Source organism: Mycetocola sp. Y719 (genome assembly GCF_056713205.1).
This window is the reverse complement of record NZ_JBWYGY010000001.1, coordinates 212250-231068: the sequence shown is the minus strand read 5'-3', so window position 1 is coordinate 231068 and position 18819 is coordinate 212250. Positions and strand designations below refer to the sequence as shown.

Annotated in this window: 21 protein-coding genes; 9 read left to right on the top strand and 12 right to left on the bottom strand. The window is 67.0% G+C overall.

Translation table 11 applies throughout. The annotated features are described in order from the left end of the window. The gene (locus AC1M0F_RS00975) at nt 1–468 is read right to left on the bottom strand and encodes an FHA domain-containing protein (RefSeq protein ID WP_480237333.1); all 468 of its coding nucleotides are present in this window, start codon (nt 466–468) and stop codon (nt 1–3) included. 51 nt (nt 469–519) lie between these two features. Then, nucleotides 520–1137 carry a CDP-diacylglycerol--glycerol-3-phosphate 3-phosphatidyltransferase gene (pgsA, locus tag AC1M0F_RS00970; protein WP_480236342.1) on the bottom strand — a complete coding sequence of 206 codons (618 nt, stop codon included), beginning with the start codon at nt 1135–1137 and terminating at the stop codon, nt 520–522. 128 nt (nt 1138–1265) lie between these two features. Here pgsA and AC1M0F_RS00965 point away from each other — a divergent pair, with 128 nt between their 5' ends. Beyond that, nucleotides 1266–2132, top strand: coding sequence for an SGNH/GDSL hydrolase family protein (locus AC1M0F_RS00965; protein ID WP_480236341.1), 867 nt, complete (start codon nt 1266–1268; stop codon nt 2130–2132). 4 nt (nt 2133–2136) lie between these two features. Here the strand turns inward: AC1M0F_RS00965 and AC1M0F_RS00960 are convergent, their stop codons facing one another. The 3 genes from AC1M0F_RS00960 to AC1M0F_RS00950 are packed head-to-tail and all read right to left on the bottom strand — an operon-like array spanning nt 2137 to nt 5109. Beyond that, complete coding sequence (locus AC1M0F_RS00960; RefSeq protein ID WP_480236340.1) at nt 2137–3261, bottom strand: FAD-dependent oxidoreductase; 1125 nt, start codon at nt 3259–3261, stop codon at nt 2137–2139. Next, nucleotides 3254–3979: a methyltransferase domain-containing protein gene (locus AC1M0F_RS00955; RefSeq protein ID WP_480236339.1), complete on the bottom strand. Its 726-nt coding sequence runs from the start codon at nt 3977–3979 to the stop codon at nt 3254–3256. Before AC1M0F_RS00955 ends, AC1M0F_RS00960 begins: the two co-directional genes overlap by 8 nt. Next, nucleotides 3976–5109 (bottom strand): type III polyketide synthase, encoded by a 1134-nt coding sequence (locus tag AC1M0F_RS00950; protein WP_480236338.1) that lies wholly within the window; start codon nt 5107–5109, stop codon nt 3976–3978. The genes AC1M0F_RS00955 and AC1M0F_RS00950 overlap by 4 nt, the downstream gene beginning before the upstream one ends. A gap of 174 nt (nt 5110–5283) precedes the next feature. On the opposite strand from AC1M0F_RS00950, the gene AC1M0F_RS00945 reads away from it, so the two are divergent. Then, on the top strand, nt 5284–5823 hold the full coding sequence (locus tag AC1M0F_RS00945) for a Dps family protein (protein ID WP_480236337.1): 540 nt from the start codon (nt 5284–5286) through the stop codon (nt 5821–5823). Here the strand turns inward: AC1M0F_RS00945 and AC1M0F_RS00940 are convergent. Both AC1M0F_RS00940 and AC1M0F_RS00935 read right to left on the bottom strand, forming a co-directional pair. Then, the gene (locus AC1M0F_RS00940; RefSeq protein WP_480236336.1) at nt 5820–6056 is read right to left on the bottom strand and encodes a hypothetical protein; all 237 of its coding nucleotides are present in this window, start codon (nt 6054–6056) and stop codon (nt 5820–5822) included. The genes AC1M0F_RS00945 and AC1M0F_RS00940 overlap by 4 nt on opposite strands. Continuing rightward, on the bottom strand, nt 6053–6379 hold the full coding sequence (locus AC1M0F_RS00935; RefSeq protein ID WP_480236335.1) for a DUF7882 family protein: 327 nt from the start codon (nt 6377–6379) through the stop codon (nt 6053–6055). Before AC1M0F_RS00935 ends, AC1M0F_RS00940 begins: the two co-directional genes overlap by 4 nt. Before the next feature lie 200 nt (nt 6380–6579). Between AC1M0F_RS00935 and AC1M0F_RS00930 the strand changes: the two genes are divergently transcribed. The 4 genes from AC1M0F_RS00930 to AC1M0F_RS00915 are packed head-to-tail and all read left to right on the top strand — an operon-like array spanning nt 6580 to nt 9369. After that, nucleotides 6580–6918: a hypothetical protein gene (locus tag AC1M0F_RS00930; protein ID WP_480236334.1), complete on the top strand. Its 339-nt coding sequence runs from the start codon at nt 6580–6582 to the stop codon at nt 6916–6918. A gap of 29 nt (nt 6919–6947) precedes the next feature. Next, nucleotides 6948–7787 (top strand): MBL fold metallo-hydrolase, encoded by an 840-nt coding sequence (locus tag AC1M0F_RS00925; RefSeq protein WP_480236333.1) that lies wholly within the window; start codon nt 6948–6950, stop codon nt 7785–7787. Between the two features lie 9 nt (nt 7788–7796). After that, nucleotides 7797–8195 carry an RNA-binding S4 domain-containing protein gene (locus tag AC1M0F_RS00920; RefSeq protein ID WP_480236332.1) on the top strand — a complete coding sequence of 133 codons (399 nt, stop codon included), beginning with the start codon at nt 7797–7799 and terminating at the stop codon, nt 8193–8195. Nucleotides 8196–8217: 22 nt separating this feature from the next. Then, complete coding sequence (locus tag AC1M0F_RS00915) at nt 8218–9369, top strand: acyl-CoA dehydrogenase family protein (protein WP_480236331.1); 1152 nt, start codon at nt 8218–8220, stop codon at nt 9367–9369. Here the strand turns inward: AC1M0F_RS00915 and AC1M0F_RS00910 are convergent. Beyond that, nucleotides 9347–9733 (bottom strand): VOC family protein, encoded by a 387-nt coding sequence (locus AC1M0F_RS00910; protein WP_480236330.1) that lies wholly within the window; start codon nt 9731–9733, stop codon nt 9347–9349. The genes AC1M0F_RS00915 and AC1M0F_RS00910 overlap by 23 nt on opposite strands. A gap of 160 nt (nt 9734–9893) precedes the next feature. Here AC1M0F_RS00910 and AC1M0F_RS00905 point away from each other — a divergent pair, with 160 nt between their 5' ends. Together AC1M0F_RS00905 and AC1M0F_RS00900 are read left to right on the top strand one after the other, a co-directional pair. Continuing rightward, a complete protein-coding gene (locus AC1M0F_RS00905; protein WP_480236329.1) occupies nt 9894–10265 on the top strand; it encodes a VOC family protein in 372 nt (123 codons plus the stop codon). A gap of 70 nt (nt 10266–10335) precedes the next feature. Further along, complete coding sequence (locus AC1M0F_RS00900; RefSeq protein ID WP_480236328.1) at nt 10336–11310, top strand: LLM class F420-dependent oxidoreductase; 975 nt, start codon at nt 10336–10338, stop codon at nt 11308–11310. A 24-nt stretch (nt 11311–11334) separates the two neighbouring features. Here the strand turns inward: AC1M0F_RS00900 and AC1M0F_RS00895 are convergent, their stop codons facing one another. Beyond that, the gene (locus AC1M0F_RS00895) at nt 11335–11694 is read right to left on the bottom strand and encodes a nuclear transport factor 2 family protein (RefSeq protein WP_480236327.1); all 360 of its coding nucleotides are present in this window, start codon (nt 11692–11694) and stop codon (nt 11335–11337) included. 93 nt (nt 11695–11787) lie between these two features. Between AC1M0F_RS00895 and AC1M0F_RS00890 the strand changes: the two genes are divergently transcribed. Continuing rightward, nucleotides 11788–12294 (top strand): O-acetyl-ADP-ribose deacetylase, encoded by a 507-nt coding sequence (locus AC1M0F_RS00890; RefSeq protein ID WP_480236326.1) that lies wholly within the window; start codon nt 11788–11790, stop codon nt 12292–12294. Here the strand turns inward: AC1M0F_RS00890 and treZ are convergent, their stop codons facing one another. The 3 genes from treZ to glgX are packed head-to-tail and all read right to left on the bottom strand — an operon-like array spanning nt 12295 to nt 18576. Further along, nucleotides 12295–14037: a malto-oligosyltrehalose trehalohydrolase gene (treZ, locus tag AC1M0F_RS00885; RefSeq protein ID WP_480236325.1), complete on the bottom strand. Its 1743-nt coding sequence runs from the start codon at nt 14035–14037 to the stop codon at nt 12295–12297. It lies immediately after the preceding gene. Between the two features lies 1 nt (nt 14038). Continuing rightward, nucleotides 14039–16369, bottom strand: a complete 2331-nt coding sequence (treY, locus tag AC1M0F_RS00880; protein WP_480236324.1) for a malto-oligosyltrehalose synthase — start codon at nt 16367–16369, stop codon at nt 14039–14041. After that, a complete protein-coding gene (gene glgX, locus AC1M0F_RS00875) occupies nt 16366–18576 on the bottom strand; it encodes a glycogen debranching protein GlgX (protein WP_480236323.1) in 2211 nt (736 codons plus the stop codon). The genes treY and glgX overlap by 4 nt, the downstream gene beginning before the upstream one ends. Nucleotides 18577–18819: the final 243 nt, after the last annotated feature.

Genomic DNA, 18819 nt, shown 5'->3' with positions numbered 1-18819 from the left:
CTAGGCGTCCGAGGGCGGAAGCAGGTCGAGGCGTGACGGGTAGAAGGTCAGCCGGAACTTGCCGATCTGCACCTCGGCGCCGTCGCTCAGCAGTGCGCTGTCGATACGCACGCCGTCGAAGTAGGTGCCGTTCAGCGAGTTGAGGTCCTTGATCTCGAACGCCACACCATGGCGCAGGAACTCCGCGTGACGGCGGGAGACCGTGACGTCGTCGAGGAAGATGTCGGCATCCGGGTGACGACCGACCGGCGTGACATCGGCGTCGAGCAGGAAACGGGCACCGGAGTTGGGGCCGCGACGCACGATCAGCAGGGCAGAACCGCTGGGCAGGGCGGCAATCGCTTCCTGCTCCTCTGCGCTGATGTCACTGTCGACGTTGGCCAGACTGGCGGCCAGGTCACGACTGAAACTTGCGGTTGTACCGTTTGCGGCGCCCGCTGCATCATCGTGTGCAGCCGGCTCGCGCAGAAACGCCCCTGTGGGGGGATTCTGCTCGTTGGGATATGACACCTGTACCTCCTAGGGTTCCAGCGTATCTGATCGCGACCCGGTCTGTCCCTCGCGTTTTCCGGATGCCTTCACCGTCTGGACAAGATAGAGCACACCCGCCCACCAGTAGAGGATTGCTCCGACCACGGCGAAGATCATCCCGAACGGTTGCGTGTAGTTCGCCGTGTCGGGGAACGCAGCGGCGAGCATCAGCAGGGGCAGCCCGACGAACAGGCACGCGGTCGCCCACTTGCCCACCCAGTTCACCGGGAAGGCACCGTGCCCGATCTTCGCGAGAACGGCGGCGAGCACGACCAGCATGATGTCCCTGGCGATGATCACCACAACGAGCCACAACGGGATGAGGTCCCTCCACCCCAGTCCGAGCAGCGCGGCGAGGATATACAGGCGATCGGCGGCCGGATCGAGCAGCTGGCCGAGCTTCGACACCTGGTTGAACCGGCGCGCGATCCAGCCGTCGAGGAAGTCGGTGAAGCCGGACAGTGCGAGCACGATCAGGGCGACGACGTCCTCCCCCTCGACCAGGAGGATGAGGAAGACCGGAACGAGCGCGAGGCGCAGAAAGCTCAGCAGATTCGGGACCGTCAGGATGCGGTCGCTCGGTTCTGGGTTATCCCGGTGTGCCACCCTGCCAGTCTATTGAATGGCCGGTTGCGACCCTGTCCGGCGCGCGGCATGCGCCGGGGATCGACCCGTGCCACCCCAAAGGTGGTGACATGTCATTCGCACCCCTCGCGGGCACGTACCCTAGACCCATGAGCACGACGCGACGCCTTCTTCGCCGGGGATCCCGGCGTCCCGGCTTCGTGTCGACAGTGCTCCTCAGGGTCGGTGTCCCCGTCCTCGTCGTCGGAGCGGTGCTGGTCAGCGTCGCCTTCGCCACACTCCCGCGCCCGGCAGCGGGCACATCGGCCGGTGCCGACGACGGACCCGTGGTCGCCGCGGAACCCCGGTCGCGCCTCGTCTCCTTCGCCGACGCCCGGGATCGCCTCACAGATTCTGGCCGCCCGTTCGTCGTCTCCGTGATCGGCGACTCGACCGGAAACGAGCCGGGCGAGTGGGTCGACCTCGCCTTCCGTGAGCTGTCCGAGGAACTCGACCGCCCGCTGATCCAGCACCCGTGGGACATCCTCACCAACACCTACCTGCCGGAGATCCGGTCGAACGAAGACGGAGCATCCGCGCCGATCATCGTCTGGAACGGGTCAGCGAGCGGCAAGACCGGCGCGTACTCTCTCGACCACTTCGCCGCCCTCATGCCAGCGCAGCCCGACCTCGTGGTCTTCAACCACGGCCTCAACAACGTTCCGAAACCGGAGACGGTGGGGCCGCAGCTGACCGCCCTCGTCGCCGAGGTCGAACGGTACTGGCCCGAGTCGGTCGGTTACGCCGCCATCCTCGAGAACCCGAGGTTCGACCAGTGGGCCGCCGCACACACCGAGGTGATCGACAATGTCACCTCGTGGCTCGCCGAGAACCAGGCGATCCGGCCGATCGACGTGCACACGGCGTACCTCGACTCCCCCGACGCCGACACCCTTCTGCTTCCCGATCTGCTGCACCCCAGCCCGGCGGGCTCAGGCGTCACCGCTGCCACCGTGCTCGACGCCATCCGCCGCTAGCCGGTCAGAGAGCCGCCATGGTGAACACCCGCGAGAGGTGGTCGCCCACCGGTGAACGCGACGCCACCCGGGCGAACGCTGAACGAGCGGCCTGAAGCGGCCCAGGAGCCGGGCGACCGAGGATCATGTTGAGCTCGGCCTGACGCGCAGCACGACGCGCGACCGCGAGCCGGTCACGGCTGAACGCGCGGATGGACGCGCCATCGTCTCCCGGCAGGAGCGCGGAGGGAAGGATCGCGGCGAGCCCGGCGGCATCCGCCCACCCGAGATTCATGCCCTGCCCGCCGATCGGGCTCACCTCGTGGGCGGCGTCACCGATGAGCACGATACCGGGGCCGGCGAGGTTCGCGACCGACGTCTTTCTCGGAGTGAAGGCGCTGAACATCGTCGCGGTCGCAGCGTCTGGCCCTGTTCCGGTCCGCTCGGCGATGAGGCTCGCGAGGGCCGCTGGCCCGGCGACATCCGTCCCCACATGCGCCACCCAACGACGGATGCCGCCCGGCAGCGGGAACGACTCCACGATTCCGCCGCGCTCGAGGTGGAGCACGGCGACGGCGTCGTCGCCGCTGGTGTCGGCGAAGTCACCCATCGCATACCGGTCACGATAGTGGCGCGTCGATCCCCTGGCATGGGCCAGCCGTCGCACGACGCTGTCAGCGCCGTCTGCGCCCACCACCAACCGTGTGTGCTCCTCCCACGGCCCGTTCGCGTCGCTTCCGCGCGCGATGAGCGCCCCGCCGGTTCGCGAGAGCCCGGTGACGCGAACGCCACGGCGGATGCCGTCGGAACGGCGGATCTCAACGGCACCATCGAGCAGTGCCTGGGTGACGTGCTGGGGAAGGGCGACGATCGGCGGGGCGTCCTCCTCTGCGAAGCGGAGGGTGCCGAGGTCTGCCCCGCGGGTGCGCGCGACGCCGCGGCGGATCTGGACGCCGGCGGCGAGAACGGGCGCGGCGACCCCGATGGCGTCGAGCAGGACCAGCGACGGCGGGTGGATGCCGATTGCCCGCGAGTGGCGCGCCTCCTCCGCACGGGCATCGACGGCGATGGCGTCGAGTCCGGCGTCCAGGAGCAGGGCGGTGACGAAGCTGCCGACGGGTCCAGCGCCGACGACGACGACGTCACGCACCAGGGCGCATCCTGTCCTTCGTGAGCAGCACCCGGAACGGCACCTGCCCGCTCACCGTCCACCCAGGAGGCACGACGGCACCGAGCTCTGCGGGACGGTAGCTGCGGCGGATCGAGAGCAGTCCGTCTTCACGGATGAACGACCCGCTGAATCCGACGGCGGTGAAGGCGGAGAACAGCAGGTACGCGGCCGCAGACCTGCGGATGTCGCTGTGAACGACGGCGATCCGGGCGAGGCGCTCGGAATCCGCGAGCACGGTGCCGAGTTCCGCAGCGGTGAGGTGATGCAGCACGTGGTTCGACACGACGAAATCGAACCGGGATTCCTCGTCGGCGAGTTCGGTGCTCGAGCAGCGGCGATAGACGAATCCGTCGACCGTCGGCAGCGTCTCGACGTAGGCGGCGGCTCGGGGATCGGGGTCGATCGCGGTGACTTCCAGGCGGACGCCGTCGCTCCGCGCCCACCGGATCAGCGCCCTCGCCACGTCTCCCCCGCCGGCCCCGACGTCGACCACGGTGTGCACCGGCCCGGTGAATCGTGGCCGAAGCAGGGTCGCGTATGTCCACCGCCACCCGGCGACGACGCGGTTGACGGCCGGGAATGCCGCATAGGTCCTGAACAGGGTGTCGAGGTCGCAGAGCGGCTCATCCATCAGCTCGACGAGATCTTCGTTGCGGCGGGCGAGGTCGGGAAGCACCCCAGGCACAACGACGGTCATCGAGCCGCGGTGACCCGGGTGAACAGCCCGGTCTCCACCGTGAGGCCAGGACCGAACGCCATCGCGCACACGCGCTCGTCGTCCGTACCGCCGTCGGCGTCGAGGATCTCCTTCAGCACGAACAGCACTGTGGCGCTCGACATATTGCCGTACTCGCGCAGGATCTTGCGCGACGGCTCCAGCTGGCTCTCGGTGAGCCCGAGTTTCGATTCGACCTTGTCGAGGATGCTTCGGCCGCCCGGGTGGATCGCCCAATGCCGGATGCCGACGGCCGGGTCGGCAGCGAGGTGCGGGTCAGGCGAGAGCAGCGGCTCGAGGGCACCCTCGATGTAGCTGTCGATGATCTTCGGCACTGCGGCGCTGAGCACCATCTCGAATCCGTCGTCGCCGATGGTCCACGCCATGTCCTTCTCACCCACCGGGGTGAGTTCGCTCGCGAGCCGGTCGATCGTCAGGGTGGGGGCATCCGTCGCCGGAGGCCGTGACGTGACGATCGCCGCTGCGGCTCCGTCAGCGAAGACGGACGACGCCACGATCTGGTCGGGCTCGTTCGACGACCGCACGTGGATCGTGCACAGTTCGCAGCACACCACGAGCACGACGGCCTCGGGATCGGCCGCGCAGAACGCCGCAGCCGCCCTCAGCGCAGGGAAAGCGGCGTAACAACCCATGAAGCCGATGTTGTAGCGCTGGGTGGTCGTCCGCAACCCGAGTTCCCTGACCAGTTCGTAGTCGGGCCCCGGCGCGTAGAACCCGGTGCACGAGACGGTGACGACATGTGTGATGTCGTCGGCCGTGACATCCGGGCAGGCGTCGATGGCGGCCCTGGCCGCTTCGGCGAAGAGCGGACCAGCCGCTTGGATGTAGAAATCGTTGCGCACCCGAGTCGACGGGGACAGCAGCGAGCCGGTAGACGGGTCGAAGAAGACCGGGTCGCTGTCTGACTCCGGGTCGAAATCACGGATGACGCTGCGTCTGGACTCGATACCTGACACGTCGAACGAGGTGCGCACGAGTCGCTCACCCAGGCGGGTCAGGCCTGGCTGCGAACCGAAGACCTCGCGGGCTTCTGACTGCACCAGGACGGTCGGCGGCAGCGCGGTCTGGATCGTTCGTACGTGCACGGGCATAGTTCACCTTAGGCAGAGGAACCCCTCCTCACCTCGCACTTGCGAATTCCGCAGGAAACCCCTAGCGACTCGGGCTACCGGTAGCAGCTTCGTGAGGGAATGCAAGGCCTTGAGCCGCTTCACGGGGAACCTCTAACGTGTCCGATGCCGCACATACCTCGAAAGGACTTCTCCATGTCAACTGCAACACGGGAACGACCGGGCTCGTCAGCCACTGGAGCGAAGACCACGAGGCGGCAGAAGCCTGAGCGGGGGTTCACGGCATCGAAGGAACTCGCTGACAGCATGCAGAAGGTGCTCGTCGACCTCATCGAACTCCACGTGCAGGGCAAGCAGGCACACTGGAACGTCGTGGGGAAGAACTTCCGCGACCTTCACCTCCAGCTCGACGAGGTCGTCGAAGCCGCCCGCGAATTCTCGGACGAGGTCGCCGAACGGATGCGGGCGCTGCACGCCACCCCGGACGGCCGCAGCGACTCAGTCGCGGCCACGACCACTCTTCCGGCATTCCCCGGTGGCGAAGTGGACACCGCGAAGACGATCGACCTCATCACCGTCAGGATCGAGGCAGCCGTCGGCACGATGCGCGACGTACACGACCAGGTCGACGAGGAAGATCCGACGTCAGCAGACATCCTCCACGCCATCATCGCGAAACTGGAACAGTACGCATGGATGATCAGCGCCGAGAACCGCACGATCGGGAAGAGCTAGAGCGGGCTGTCGCTCTCGGAGTGCACGGTCGCCATCACGTCGACGACAACGATGGGAACACCGCTGCCGATGAGAAGATGCGCCGGCTCGAGGATGCCTTCGCCGCTGTTCGCCTCGAGCCAGTGCACTGACCCTTCGGCAATCGCGTCGGTGATCTCCTTCTGGACATCGGCGAGATCCCGGTTCGGAATCGTGTACTTCACGCCACCGTAGATGACCTCGATGCGCTTCACTGGGGGTCCTCGCTCGGACCGTTCGACGGCTTCGGCTCAGGCACGATCTGGAGGCCGCCTGCCGAGTTCGAGGATGCACTCAGAACGATGATCCACTCCCGGTTGAGGGCGGGAAGGCGCGAGCCGAAGTACTTGTAATGGAGCGGGATGTTCGGAGCGAGCCAGATCGTGCTTCTCCCGTCGCCGACGCCCGGGTCGTCCTTCCAGCTGAAATAGAAGGATTCGCCTCGTCGAAGTTTCGCGCCGATCACGATCTGGAGGTGCGCGAGCACCCGGTCATCGAAGTCGACGGTCAGCGTCGAGTCATAGAAGAGCTTTCCCATCCGGGACCTTTCGAAGTTGCACAGACGGAGAGGGAAGACACCAATCCACCTTGTACCCTAGCTTGCTCACCAATTCCACCCTGGGGGTTGACACGGGGCGTGCACCACCGGGCTCTCGCGTTCCTCGCGGGCCGTATCGATCCGGGCTCCACTCCACAAGGCCCTTGAGCAGATTGCCCGACCAGAGGACAGTCGACCGCATGAGACGACTCTTCTATTCCAGCGGATCACTACTGACCGGCGATGTGATGTGCAAAGCCGTTCTCAGGTACGCGCAGGCCCTCGCGGACTCGGGGAAGGCCGACATCATCGCCATCCCGATCGTCACGGACGGAACGATCTCCGGTCACGCGCACCTCCTCGTCGGGCCGTCGAGCCAGTTGTTCTCGATGCCCGCCGCGAGTGACGGCGAGGATCCGACCGACGCGGCGATCGTCGAGGATCTCGAAGCGAAGACGCGCGCGCTCCAGCCCAGCAAACCCTCCGCTCAACCGACTCCCAAGGACGTCCTCGACCTGGACTACTTCGAGATCGTCTGACACCGGTCCGACCGCCGTAGGATCGTCCCATGTCATCGTGGAACGAAGTCGCAGACCGGGTCTACCAGCGGCGCTACGATCCGCTCGACATCTCGGTGTGCCTCGTGGTCGGCGACGACGGAGTCCTCCTGGTGGACACGCGCTGCAATCCCCGGGAGGGCCGTGAGATCCGCGACGATGTCGCTGCCTTCACCCGTCTCCCGGTCCGGTGGGTGGTGAACACCCATGCCCACTACGACCACACTTTCGGGAACCAGGTCTTCACCGACGCGGAGATCTTCGGTCACCACCTCATCCCCCGGCACTTCGACGAGTACGAGCGGCTGCGCCTCACGGCGTGGAGGGCCGACCCTGCGGCATCCCCGCAGTACGACTGGCGCGATGTCGTGCTCACCCCGCCAACCGTCGCTGTCTCCGCCACACGTGACATCGACCTCGGCGGGCGGATCGTGCGTCTGCATCCGCTTGCCCCCGGCCACACCGACACAGACCTCATCGTCGAAGTGCCTGACGCCGGCGCATGGCTTGTCGGAGACGTCGTCGAACAGTCGGGACCGCCGATGTACGGGTCGGGGAGCTTTCCGCTCGACTGGCCCGACGTGCTCCACGACCTCTCCCATCTGGTCGGGGAGGGCGACGTCGTGATCCCCGGGCACGGAACTGCGGTGGATCGGGCGTTCCTCATCGACCAGGCCCGCACCCTGCGGGTCGTCGCCGACGGAATCCGCCAGGCCTTCGACAGGTCAGAGCCCATCGAATCCGCGAGCGAACGTGTCGCGTCTGCGTCGCGACTTCCGGTCGAGATCATCGAGTCGGCCGTGCTCAGGGGCTACACCCTGCTGTCGGCCGATGGCCGACAGCGCCCGTAGGCTCGAACGATGAACACCCCGGTTCCGAGCGCGCGCGTCGACAGCTGGTTGTGGGCGGTCCGTGTCTACAAGACCAGGTCGATGGCGACGACGGCCTGCCGGGCCGGGCACGTCCGCGTCGCCGGCGAACGCGTGAAGGCATCGCACCCGGTGCGGATCGGCGACGAGATCCGGGTTCGTGAGGGCGGTTTCGACCGGATCGTGGTCGTGGCGAGGATCGTGGTCAAACGCGTCGGCGCGAGCGTGGCCGCCGAATGCCTCGTCGACAAGACCCCTCCTCCCCCACCGCGCGAGGAAGTGGCGCTGCGTCCGATGCGCGACCGCGGGGCCGGCAGGCCCACCAAACGGGAGCGTCGAGACATGGAGAAACTTCGAGGCAGGGACTCGGAAGGGAACCTCCTGGACTGACGTGGTTCGCTAGTCTGGGACGGTGACCGACCTGCCGATCGACCTGCTCGAGCGCATCCGCTCGCGGGCACCGGAATACGACCGGGACAACCGGTTCTTCACCGAGGATCTCGACGAGCTCCGCGCGGCCGGGTACCTCGCTCCTCAGTCCCTCGGCGACGCGGTCAGGAACCAGAGGCTGCTCGCCCGCTACGCGCCGGCAACCGCACTCGGGGTCAACATGCACCACGTCGTGGTCGGGGTGGCCAGGGTCCTGCACGCTCGGGGCGATTCCGGCCTGGACTGGATCCTCGACGACGCCAGCCGCGGCGAACTGTTCGCGTTCGGGAACAGCGAAGCGGGGAACGACGAGGTCATGTTCGACTCACGGACGGCTGCCAAGCCCGGGCCAGACGGCTCTTTCTCTTTCACAGGACGGAAGATCTTCACGTCGCTCTCTCCGGCCTGGACCCGCCTCGGTGTCTTCGGCCGCGACGACTCCGACCCGGCCAATCCGACGCTGGTGCACGGCTATCTCACCAGGGAGACGGAAGGACACCGCGCGGTCGGCGCTTGGAACCCGCTGGGGATGCGGGCCACCCAGTCCTTCACCACCGAACTCACGGGCGCACGGGTTCCGGCTGAGCGCATCGCCAGGGTGCTCCCCGTCGGGCCGAGCGCCCACCCGTACATCTTCGGCATCTTCAGCAACTTCCTGCTGCTGATCGGCGCCGTCTACGCGGGAATCGGAGACCGTGCGCTGGAACTCGGGGTCGAGGCTGCGCGCCGGCGCACGTCGATGAAGCATGACGGCCGCAGCTACGCCGATGACCCCGACATTCGCTGGCAGCTCGCAGACGCCGCCATCGGGCTCGACTCGATCGCGCCGCAACTGGACTCGCTCGCTGCCGATGTCGACACACTCGCCGACCACGGCGCTGCCTGGTTCCGTCTGCTCGTCGGTGCAAAGACCCGGGCGGTGGATGTCAGCCGCGGGGTCGTCGAGACGGCCATCCGCGTGGCAGGCGGAGGGTCATACGACGCCGACGGTGAGCTGTCCCGCCTGTACCGGGACTCCCTTGCCGGGCTGTTTCACCCCAGCGACCCGGAGTCCGCGCACTCGACCGTAGCGAACTCCTTGCTCGGCCCGGTGACCGACCAGGGCCGAGCCGCTACAGGGTCGGGTCCTCGATGACGGCGATCACGTTGTCAGACGGGTCGCGGAACCAGGCGATCGTCGGGCCGTTGTCGCGCATGATCCCCCTGTCATCGGTCGGAAGGTCGGCGTCGTCGTAGATCTTCGTGGCGACCCCCTTGCCGTTGAGAGCGTCGACAGCTGCGTCGACGTCTGCGACGAGGAAGTTGAGGATCGTGAAGGATGCAGGTACATGGTCGGGTTTCGGATACGCCATGACATCGGCCCCTCCCGGCAGCGTTATCCGCAGCATACCCATCTCGTCGTCGGCGACCGCGAGACCGAGCTGTCCGGAGTAGAACGACCGGGCGGCGTCGATGTCAGACACGCTGAATCCGCTGAATCCGTGGACGGGTGTGAACATGGTTCGCTCCTTCTTCTTCGTTGTCTTCGATGACTCCGTTCACGATGGCACACCGGATCCGGGATCGCGAGGGGGCCTGGAAAACAACGCGGAATGAGGACACGATGGGTCCTGATGGCTTCCTAGGCTCGAAACGACAAGACATCCTGAGGAGGATTCCATGGATTGGAAAATCGAACTCATCGCCGTCCCGGTCACCGACGTCGACCGGGCGAAAGCGTTCTACGTCGACCAGGTCGGATTTCACGCCGACCACGATTTCCCCGTGTCGGAGGGCCTGCGCTTCGTGCAACTGACACCCCCTGGCTCGGCGTGCTCGATCGTCATCGGCGAGGGGATCACGGAGATGGCACCCGGGTCGCAGACGGGTATCCAGGTGGTCGTGCCGGACGCAGACGCAGCCAGGGAACACCTGCTGAAGAACGGGGTGGATGCCACTGAGGTCGACGACCAGCCCTGGGGCCGCTTCGTTTTCTTCTCGGACCCGGACGGCAACCGCTGGGCACTCCAGCAAATCGTGCCACAGGGCTGACCGCTACCGCATGACCGGGGTCGAGGCACAGCCCCTTGACCCCGATTGCCCGCAATGACAGGTTCGGGCCATGACACGATACGGCTACACCCTGATGACGGAACAGAGCGGCCCGCGCGACCTCGTGCGGTATGCGGTCGAGGCAGAGCGGCTCGGCTTCGACTTCGAGGTCTGCAGCGACCATTACTCCCCCTGGCTGACCGAACAGGGCCATGCGCCGTACGCCTGGACACTGCTCGGCGCCGTCGCCCAGGCCACCGAGCGGGTCGACCTCGCAACCTTCGTGACGTGTCCGACACTCCGCTATCACCCCGCCGTCGTCGCCCAGAAGGCGGCGACCCTCCAGCTCCTCGCCGAGGGACGTTTCCTGTTGGGACTCGGCGCAGGCGAGAACCTCAACGAGCACGTCGTCGGCACCGGCTGGCCGTCCGTGGACCTCCGTCACGACATGCTCGAGGAGGCCGTGCACATCATCCGCGAGCTCCTCACCGGCGAGCTCGTCACCTGGGACGGCGACCATTTCCGCGTGGATTCCGCCCGGATCTGGGACGCCCCCGACGACGGGGTGCCCATCGGCATCGCGGTCTCCGGCGAGAAGTCCATCGCCAGGTTCGCTCCGCTGTCCGACCACTTCATCTCCACCGAGCCGGATGCCGACCTCGTCTCATCCTGGCGTTCAGCTCACGGCGGGAGTGCATCCGCTGCGCGCGTGATCGGTCAGATCCCTGTCTGCTGGGGCCCTGACAAGGATGCCGCGATCGCCGAGGCCCACGAACAGTTCCGCTGGTTCGCCGGGGGCTGGGCGGTCAACGCCGACCTCCCGACCCCTGCCGGATTCGCCGGCGCTTCACAGTTCGTCCGACCGGAGGACGTCGCGGACGCGATCGCGTGCGGACCGGACCTCGACGAGATCGCGGAGGCAGCCAGGCCGTTCATCGAAGCCGGATACACCGACATCGCGATCGTGCAGGTCGGGGATCGCCGCCAGGACGATTTCCTCCGAGAGGCGGCCGGTCCGCTCCTCGAGCGACTCCGCTCGCTGTGACGGGCCACGGGCAGCCCGCTGAGGTCAGGACGGTGAGGCCTGGTCCATCCACCACTCGGTGAACTCGTGCGCCCTGCCCCCGGCCCCCGGCCGGATCACCCAGAGATTGCTGTATGTCCTGCCGTCGGTGTACGCCGTCGTTCCCTCGACGATCCAGACGTCGTCGGTGACGACGACCGGAGACCACTCGAAGGTGTGGTTGCCCGGCTCGTCCCTGCGAGCCAACCAGCCCGTCACGACGGCCTCAGCCCCGCGCCAGGGTTCCGTCCACGGTTCGTTCCTGTAGACGACGTCGTCGGTGACGAGCGCGCGGATGTGGTCGGGGTCGTTCGACTCCCATGCGGTCTGATAGGCGGCCATCCAGTGTGCGAGGGGATCTGTCATGATCCCGGTGTACCGCGAGAACTGCTGCGCGGGCAACCACTGGGGCGGACGAAGGACGAGCGGTACGCTTGCGCCTGACAGGGAAGGATCCGGGTGCGCATCGAACTCGTCGAAGGCGACATCACTGCACTCGATGTCGACGCGATCGTCAACGCGGCGAACAGTTCGCTGCTCGGCGGGGGCGGCGTCGACGGTGCCATCCACCGCGCTGGCGGACCCGAGATCCTCGCGGCGTGCCGTCGACTGAGGGCGACCAGCCTTCCCGATGGGCTGCCGACGGGCGAAGCGGTGGCGACGACGGCGGGCCGCTTGTCTGCACGATTCGTGATCCACACGGTCGGACCGGTGTGGGATCGGGACGACGACCGCTCCGCGCTGCTCGCATCCGCCTACAGCAACAGCCTCCGCGTGGCCGCTGAGGTCGGGGCGAGCTCGATCGCCTTCCCCGCGATCTCCGCCGGGATCTACAGCTGGCCGATGGCGGATGCCGCGTCGATCGCCGTTCGGACGGTGCGAGCCGCGGGAACGGACATCCCTGTCACTTTCGTCGCCTTCAACCGGCCGGCCGCCGAAGCATTCGCAGCAGCCATCGACGCCTGATCAGCCGAGGACCACGACCGAGTGCGGCGGAACCTCGATGCGACCGTCGCGTGGCACACCGATCTCCGACCCGTCTGCCGTGAAGGACAGCAGGATCTCCGACGGCAGGACCGGGACCGTGCGTACATCGGTTCCGACGTTCACGACGATCGCGGCGTCTCCCCTGCTCAGCACCAGCCAGCGTTCGTCCTCATCGAGCTCGACGGTCGTGTGCGCGAACTGGGGGTCGGTGAACTCGGGCCGTCTCCTTCGCACGTCTGCGGCGGCCCGGTAGAACTCCAGCACCCTGGCGTGGTCACCGCCGGCGGGCTCGCTCCAGTCGAGCTTCGACCGTTCGAACGTCTCAGGATCCTGGGGGTCGGGGACGACGTCGGGATCCCAGCCCATGCGCGCGAACTCCGCGATCCTTCCTTCAGCAGTCGCCCGGCCGAGTTCGGGTTCGGGGTGGGAGGTGAAGAACTGCCAGGGCGTCGATGCCGCCCACTCCTCCCCCATGAACAGCATCGGGGTGAACGGGCCGAGCAGGGTGAGCGCAGCGGCTATCGCGAGTTGTCCAGGATCGAGCTGGGCGGTGAGCCTGTCCCCGATCGCGCGGTTGCCGATCTGATCGTGGTTCTGGTTTGCGACGACGAGCCGCCACGACGGCATGCGTTCGGTGTCGACGGGTCGGCCGTGGACACGTTCGCGGAAGCTCGAGTAGGTCCCGTCGTGGAAGAAGCCACGGGTCAGGACCTTGCCGAGCGCGGAGAGCGGTTCGAAATCGGCGTAGTAGCCGGTCGTCTCACCGGTGACCGCCACGTGCACGGCGTGGTGGAAGTCGTCGCTCCACTGCGCGTCGAGGCCGTAACCGGACGCTTCGACCGGTGTGATGAGCTTCGGGTCGTTGAGGTCGGACTCGGCGATGAGGCTGAGCGGGCGCCCCGTGAATGCGCTGAGGGCGGCGACCTCATCCGCGAGCTGTTCGAGGACGTGCACTGCACTGTGGTCGGTGAGCGCGTGGACGGCATCGAGCCTCAGCCCGTCGACGTGGTAGTCGTCGAGCCACATCAGGGCGTTGTCGATGATGTAGCGCCGCACGGTGTCTGAGTCCGGCCCGTCGAGGTTGACGGAAGACCCCCACGTGTTCCCGGGGCCGTCGGTGAGGTATGGTCCGAACTTCGGAAGGTAGTTGCCGCTGGGGCCGAGGTGGTTGTAGACGACGTCCTGGATGACGCCCATCCCCGCTGCGTGGCAGGCGTCGACGAACCGCTTATAGCCTGCGGGGCCGCCGTACCCGTCGTGGACGGCGTACCAGAGCACTCCGTCGTAACCCCAGTTGTGTGTGCCGTTGAAGGCGTTCACCGGAAGGAGTTCGACGAAGTCCACGCCGATCGACGCCAGGTGGTCGAGCTTGAGGGCAGCGGCGTCGAACGTGCCCTCAGGGGTGAAGGTGCCGATGTGAAGTTCGTAGATCACCGCTCCTGCGAGCTGGCGCCCGGTCCATGCGTCATCCGCCCAGTCGTGTGCGTCCCTGTCCACCACCCGGGAGAGGCCGTGCACGCCCTCGGGCTGGTGCCGCGACCTCGGGTCGGGGAACGGGCCTTCACCGTCCACGAGAAAGCCGTAGTCGGTGCCGGGCGCCGGGTCGAGCCCAGGCCGTGCCCACCAGCCGCCGTCCGCCCGGGTCAGGTCGAGCGTCTCGTCGCCGATCCTCAGGTCGACGCGCGAGGCAGCGGGTGCCCAGACGCGGATGCCGTCGCTCATGTCAGTCCCCCATCGCTCGGTTGTCGTCGAATTCGTCTGCGACGAGCAGCGCGACCGGGTACTGCCGGAGCAGGTCGGCCAGTCGCACCGAGCCGCCCCTGTGTCTCTCGCCCGTGAGTGTGTCGATCCAGGACCTGCCGGCGATCTCCAATGTCGTGTCCGCCCATCCGCCCGCAGCCTCGAGGCCGAGCGGCAGGCGGGTCGCCACCGTGACGGCGTCTCCGCGGTCGAAGGCGACCACGTGGTCGGCTGCCGCTCCGTACGCGGGCACAGGCAGGTAGCGGGAGAACCAGTCGGGATGGTCCCGACGCAGCCGGAGTGCCCGCGACGTCACGAGCAGCTTCGCTGCTCCGGTCTCGTCGACGGCCGGCAGCCAGCCCCTGTCGATCTGGGACAGGTACTCGCGACGCACGTCGAAATCGACGGGCCGGCGGTTGTCCGGGTCGACGAGGGAGGTCTCCCACAGCTCGCTGCCCTGGTAGACGTCCGGGACGCCAGGTGCCGTGAGCTGGATCAGCTTCGCGGCGAGCGAATTGGACCAGCCCGCCTGCGAGATCCGTTCGACGAGTCCGGAGACGATCCCTGACACACGGGAATCCTCGAAGACAGCGGCCACGAGGCCGTGCATCCTGGCTTCGAAGGCCTTATCCGGCTCTGTCCACGTGGTCGATGTGCCTGCCTCGCGGGACGCCTTCTCGGCGTACGCGTCGAGTCGTTCCTGCGAAACGGGCCAGGCGCCGAGAACCGCTTCCCAGAGCAGTTTCTCGAACGGTCCGTCGTCGAGTGGCGCCAGCGCGCGCAGCTCGTCGAGTGTGGCTTCCCAGTCGGCGGGGATCTCTGCCAGCACGGAGATCCGGGCGCGGACGTCCTCCCCGCGTTTCGTGTCGTGGGTCGACAGGGTCGTCATCGACGCGGGCAGGGTGGCCTGGCGGTGCTGCTGCCTGGCGTGGAACTCCGCGACGTCGATGCTGAATTCTCCGGGGTCCGCGCCGACCTCGTTGAGCGAGGTGAGACGGCTGTACCGGTAGAACGCGGTGTCCTCGACGCCCTTCGCCATCACCATTCCGGAGGTCTGCTGGAACCGGATCGCCGCTGGATGCTCGGGGTCGGCGAGCACAGGGACCAGGGCGTCGAGGACAGACGCCAGTTCAGGGCGCCTCTCGCGAGCCGTGAGCGCGGCATGTTCGAGGTGTTCGATCCCGAACGGCAGGTACGAGCGGTACACGGGAAAGGCTGCCAGCAGTTCGGCGATCGCGTCGTCGGCACCGACGATGTCGGGAACGAGCCGCGCGAGCCGCAGGACCTCCGAGCGCAGGATGCCGTCGGCGATCCGTCGCTTGTTCTCATGGACGAGCTCGGGCCAGAGGGCGTCGATGTCCGTCGTCGTCGTTCCCTCGAGTCTGCCTTCGAGCGCGTCGAGGACGGCCTTACCGGCTGGGTCGACGAGGACGCGATCGATGTCGCCGAGGGCGTCGTAGCCGGTGGTGCCTCCTGTGGCCCAGCTCGGTGGGAGCTGCTCGTCGCCCTCGAGGATCTTCTCGACGAGGACGTACGTTCCTCCGGTCGCCGCCTGCAGGGCGTCGAGGTAGCCGCCCGGGTCGGCGAGGCCGTCTGGGTGGTCGACCCGAAGTCCGTCGACGAGTCCCTCACGGACCCAGCGGACGATCTCCGCGTGTGATTCGGCGAATACCCACGGCACCTCGACGCGGATGCCCGCGAGCGAGTTCACCGCGAAGAAGCGGCGGTAGTTGAGGTCGGCGTCCGCACGGCGCCAGTCCACCAGTTCGTAGTTCTGCCGGTCGTGGACCGTCCTGGCATCCGCGCCGTCGTCCGCCGATCCCGGTGCGAGCGGGAACGCGTTGTCGTAGTAACGCAGCTGTCCGTCGACGATCGTGAGAGCGTCGAGTTCGCCGTCCCCGTCGCCGAGCACTGGGATGCGGATGCGGCCGCCCGCCGCCGCCCAGTCGACGTCGAAGGCCTCTGCATACCTGGACTCCTCGCCATGGGCGAGGAGGTCCCACCACCACGCATTGGCTGACGGCGTCGCGACGCCCATGTGATTGGGGACGACGTCGACGAGGACGCCCATGCCCGCAGCCCGAGCGATGGCCGAAAGACCGGCGAGCCCCTCTGCGCCACCCCTCACGGGGTCGATCCTCGAGTGGTCGATCACGTCGTAGCCGTGATCGGACCCGGGTTCGGCCACGAGAAGTGGAGACAGGTACAGCCAATCGGCCCCGAGCGACGTGACGTAGTCGGTGAGGTCGGCGGCCGCGGCGAGGTCGAACCCTTCACGGATCTGGAGACGATAGGTCGAGAGCGGGAGTCTCATACGACGGCGCCGGGGCGGACTTCGGCCGGCGTCGTGAGCTGGGATCCGCTCAGCACCGCCAGCGAAGCCGCGACCGAGTGGTCGGGTTCGGCTTCAGGCTTCTTGTATGCGCGCATGACGAGCATCGACCGGGCCGCGACGGACTGCAGGGCACCTGCCGGGCGAGCGACCGAATCGGCGCCCTCCCCCGCTGTGTCCACGACGATCTCCCACGCTTCGGAGTATTCCTCCGGCGGAAGCGTGAACTCGGCGTCCTCGGCGTCGGCGTTGAAGTAGAGCAGGAAGTTGACGTCGACGACGTTCTGACCCCGGGCATCGCGCTCGCGGATGCCCTGGCCGTTGAAGAACACTCCGACGGTCTTGGCGAGTTCCTCGTCCCAGTCCTCCGGCTGCATCTCTTCGCCTTCGCGGTTGAGCCACACGATGTCCGACAGCGGTTCGCCCTCGCCGCGCCGGACGGGGCGCCCGTCGAAGAAGCGACTGCGACGGAACACCGGGTGTTCTTTCCTGAGCCGCGCGACGGCTGCGGTGAACTCGATGAGTGGGGCGTCCGCCTGGTCCCAGTGGACCCAGGTCAGTTCGTTGTCCTGCGCGTACCCGTTGTTGTTGCCCTGCTGGGTCCTGCCCAGCTCGTCACCGTGTAGCAGCATCGGGACTCCCTGCGACAGGAGCATCGTCGCAATGAAGTTACGCTGCTGCCTGGCGCGGAGGCCGAGCACGACGGGGTCGTCCGACTCGCCCTCTTCACCTGAGTTCCACGAGCGGTTGTGCGATTCACCGTCGTTGTTGCCTTCGCCGTTGGCGTCGTTGTGCTTCTCGTTGTACGACACGAGGTCGCGCAGCGTGAAGCCGTCGTGCGCGGTGACGAAGTTGATCGAGGCGACGGGGCGACGCCCTGAGTGCTCGTAGAGATCTGCCGAGCCGGTGAGCCTGGACGCGAACTCCGCAAGGGTCGAGGGCTCCCCTCGCCAGAAATCGCGAACCGTGTCGCGGTACTTGCCGTTCCACTCCGTCCACTGCGGCGGGAAGTTCCCGACCTGGTAGCCGCCGGGGCCGACGTCCCACGGCTCGGCGATGAGCTTCACCTGCGAGACGATCGGGTCCTGCTGCACGAGCTCGAAGAAGGTCGACAGACGATCGACCTCGTACAGGTCGCGCGCAAGGGCGCTGGCCAGGTCGAAGCGGAATCCGTCGACGTGCATCTCGGTGACCCAGTAGCGCAGCGAGTCCATGATGAGCTGCAGGGAGTGCGGGTGCCGGACGTTGAGCGTGTTCCCCGTGCCCGTGTAGTCCGTGTAGTACCGCATGTCGTCTTCTTCGAGGCGGTAGTACGCCTCGTTGTCGAGCCCGCGGAAGGACAGGGTGGGTCCGAGGTGGTTTCCCTCTGCCGTGTGGTTGTAGACGACGTCGAGGATGACCTCGATGCCTGCGGCGTGAAGGGAACGAACCATTCCCTTGAACTCCTGGACCTGCTGGCCGGCCTCGCCCGTGGAGGCGTAGTCGCTGTGAGGGGCGAAGAAGCCGATGGTGTTGTAACCCCAGTAGTTGCTCAGGCCCTGGTCGAGCAGCGTGGAGTCCTGGACGAACTGGTGCACCGGCATCAGTTCGATCGCAGTCACGCCGAGCTTCTGCAGGTGCTCGATGGTCGCGGGGTGGGCGATTCCGGAGTACGTGCCGCGCTGGGCTTCCGGGATGGCCTCGTTGAGCTCGGTGAGCCCCTTCACGTGGGCTTCGTAGATCACGCTCTGGCTGTAGGGAACACGGGGATGCCGGTCGCCCGCCCAGTCGAAGAACGGGTTCACGACGACGCTCAGCATCGTGTGAGGGGCCGAGTCCTCGTCATTGCGTGAGTCAGGGTCTCCGAAGTTGTAGGAGAACAGCGCCTGGCTCCAGTCGTTCTTTCCGCAGGTCGCTTTCGCGTACGGGTCGAGGAGAAGCTTGTTCGGGTTCGCGCGCTTGCCCCGGCTCGGGTCGTATTCGCCATGGACGCGGTAGCCGTAGCGCTGTCCGGGCTGGACTTCGGGGAGGTAGCAGTGCCAGATGAAGGCCTCGGATTCGCGGAGTTCGATCCGGGTCTCCGTTCCGTTCTCTTCGTCGATGAGGCACAGCTCGATCTTGTGTGCTGCTTCGCTGTACACGGCGAAGTTCGTGCCACTGCCGTCGTACGTCGCACCGAGGGGGTATGCGGTTCCGGGCCAGGATTCCATCGATCTCCTTGTCAGAGGCTCCACCCGCGAATACTCGCGCGGTGTGGGTACAAATCTAGTTCGTCACCCCGCGGTCGGCAGATTCGTCCGAATTCCCTTCCCTTTCCGCCCGACGGCTGATAGGCGCGTTCGCCTGCCCGGATCCCGACGGGAAGGCGAGTGGGACTTGTGCCGGTCGGGCTGCGCGAGTTTCATGGAAGTGATCGCGACACCGTCGAGCGGTCGTCGTCATGGCGCGACCCC

Excerpts from the sequence above, each read along its gene's own strand:
- AC1M0F_RS00965 (WP_480236341.1), top strand. The coding sequence starts at position 1,266 with ATGAGCACGACGCGACGCCTTCTTCGCCGGGGATCCCGGCGTCCCGGC.
- AC1M0F_RS00955 (WP_480236339.1), bottom strand. The coding sequence starts at position 3,979 with ATGACCGTCGTTGTGCCTGGGGTGCTTCCCGACCTCGCCCGCCGCAAC.
- AC1M0F_RS00950 (WP_480236338.1), bottom strand. The coding sequence starts at position 5,109 with ATGCCCGTGCACGTACGAACGATCCAGACCGCGCTGCCGCCGACCGTC.
- AC1M0F_RS00945 (WP_480236337.1), top strand. The coding sequence starts at position 5,284 with ATGTCAACTGCAACACGGGAACGACCGGGCTCGTCAGCCACTGGAGCG.
- AC1M0F_RS00935 (WP_480236335.1), bottom strand. The coding sequence starts at position 6,379 with ATGGGAAAGCTCTTCTATGACTCGACGCTGACCGTCGACTTCGATGAC.
- AC1M0F_RS00930 (WP_480236334.1), top strand. The coding sequence starts at position 6,580 with ATGAGACGACTCTTCTATTCCAGCGGATCACTACTGACCGGCGATGTG.
- AC1M0F_RS00925 (WP_480236333.1), top strand. The coding sequence starts at position 6,948 with ATGTCATCGTGGAACGAAGTCGCAGACCGGGTCTACCAGCGGCGCTAC.
- AC1M0F_RS00920 (WP_480236332.1), top strand. The coding sequence starts at position 7,797 with ATGAACACCCCGGTTCCGAGCGCGCGCGTCGACAGCTGGTTGTGGGCG.
- AC1M0F_RS00910 (WP_480236330.1), bottom strand. The coding sequence starts at position 9,733 with ATGTTCACACCCGTCCACGGATTCAGCGGATTCAGCGTGTCTGACATC.
- AC1M0F_RS00905 (WP_480236329.1), top strand. The coding sequence starts at position 9,894 with ATGGATTGGAAAATCGAACTCATCGCCGTCCCGGTCACCGACGTCGAC.
- AC1M0F_RS00900 (WP_480236328.1), top strand. The coding sequence starts at position 10,336 with ATGACACGATACGGCTACACCCTGATGACGGAACAGAGCGGCCCGCGC.
- AC1M0F_RS00895 (WP_480236327.1), bottom strand. The coding sequence starts at position 11,694 with ATGACAGATCCCCTCGCACACTGGATGGCCGCCTATCAGACCGCATGG.
- treZ (WP_480236325.1), bottom strand. The coding sequence starts at position 14,037 with ATGAGCGACGGCATCCGCGTCTGGGCACCCGCTGCCTCGCGCGTCGAC.
- treY (WP_480236324.1), bottom strand. The coding sequence starts at position 16,369 with ATGAGACTCCCGCTCTCGACCTATCGTCTCCAGATCCGTGAAGGGTTC.
- glgX (WP_480236323.1), bottom strand. The coding sequence starts at position 18,576 with ATGGAATCCTGGCCCGGAACCGCATACCCCCTCGGTGCGACGTACGAC.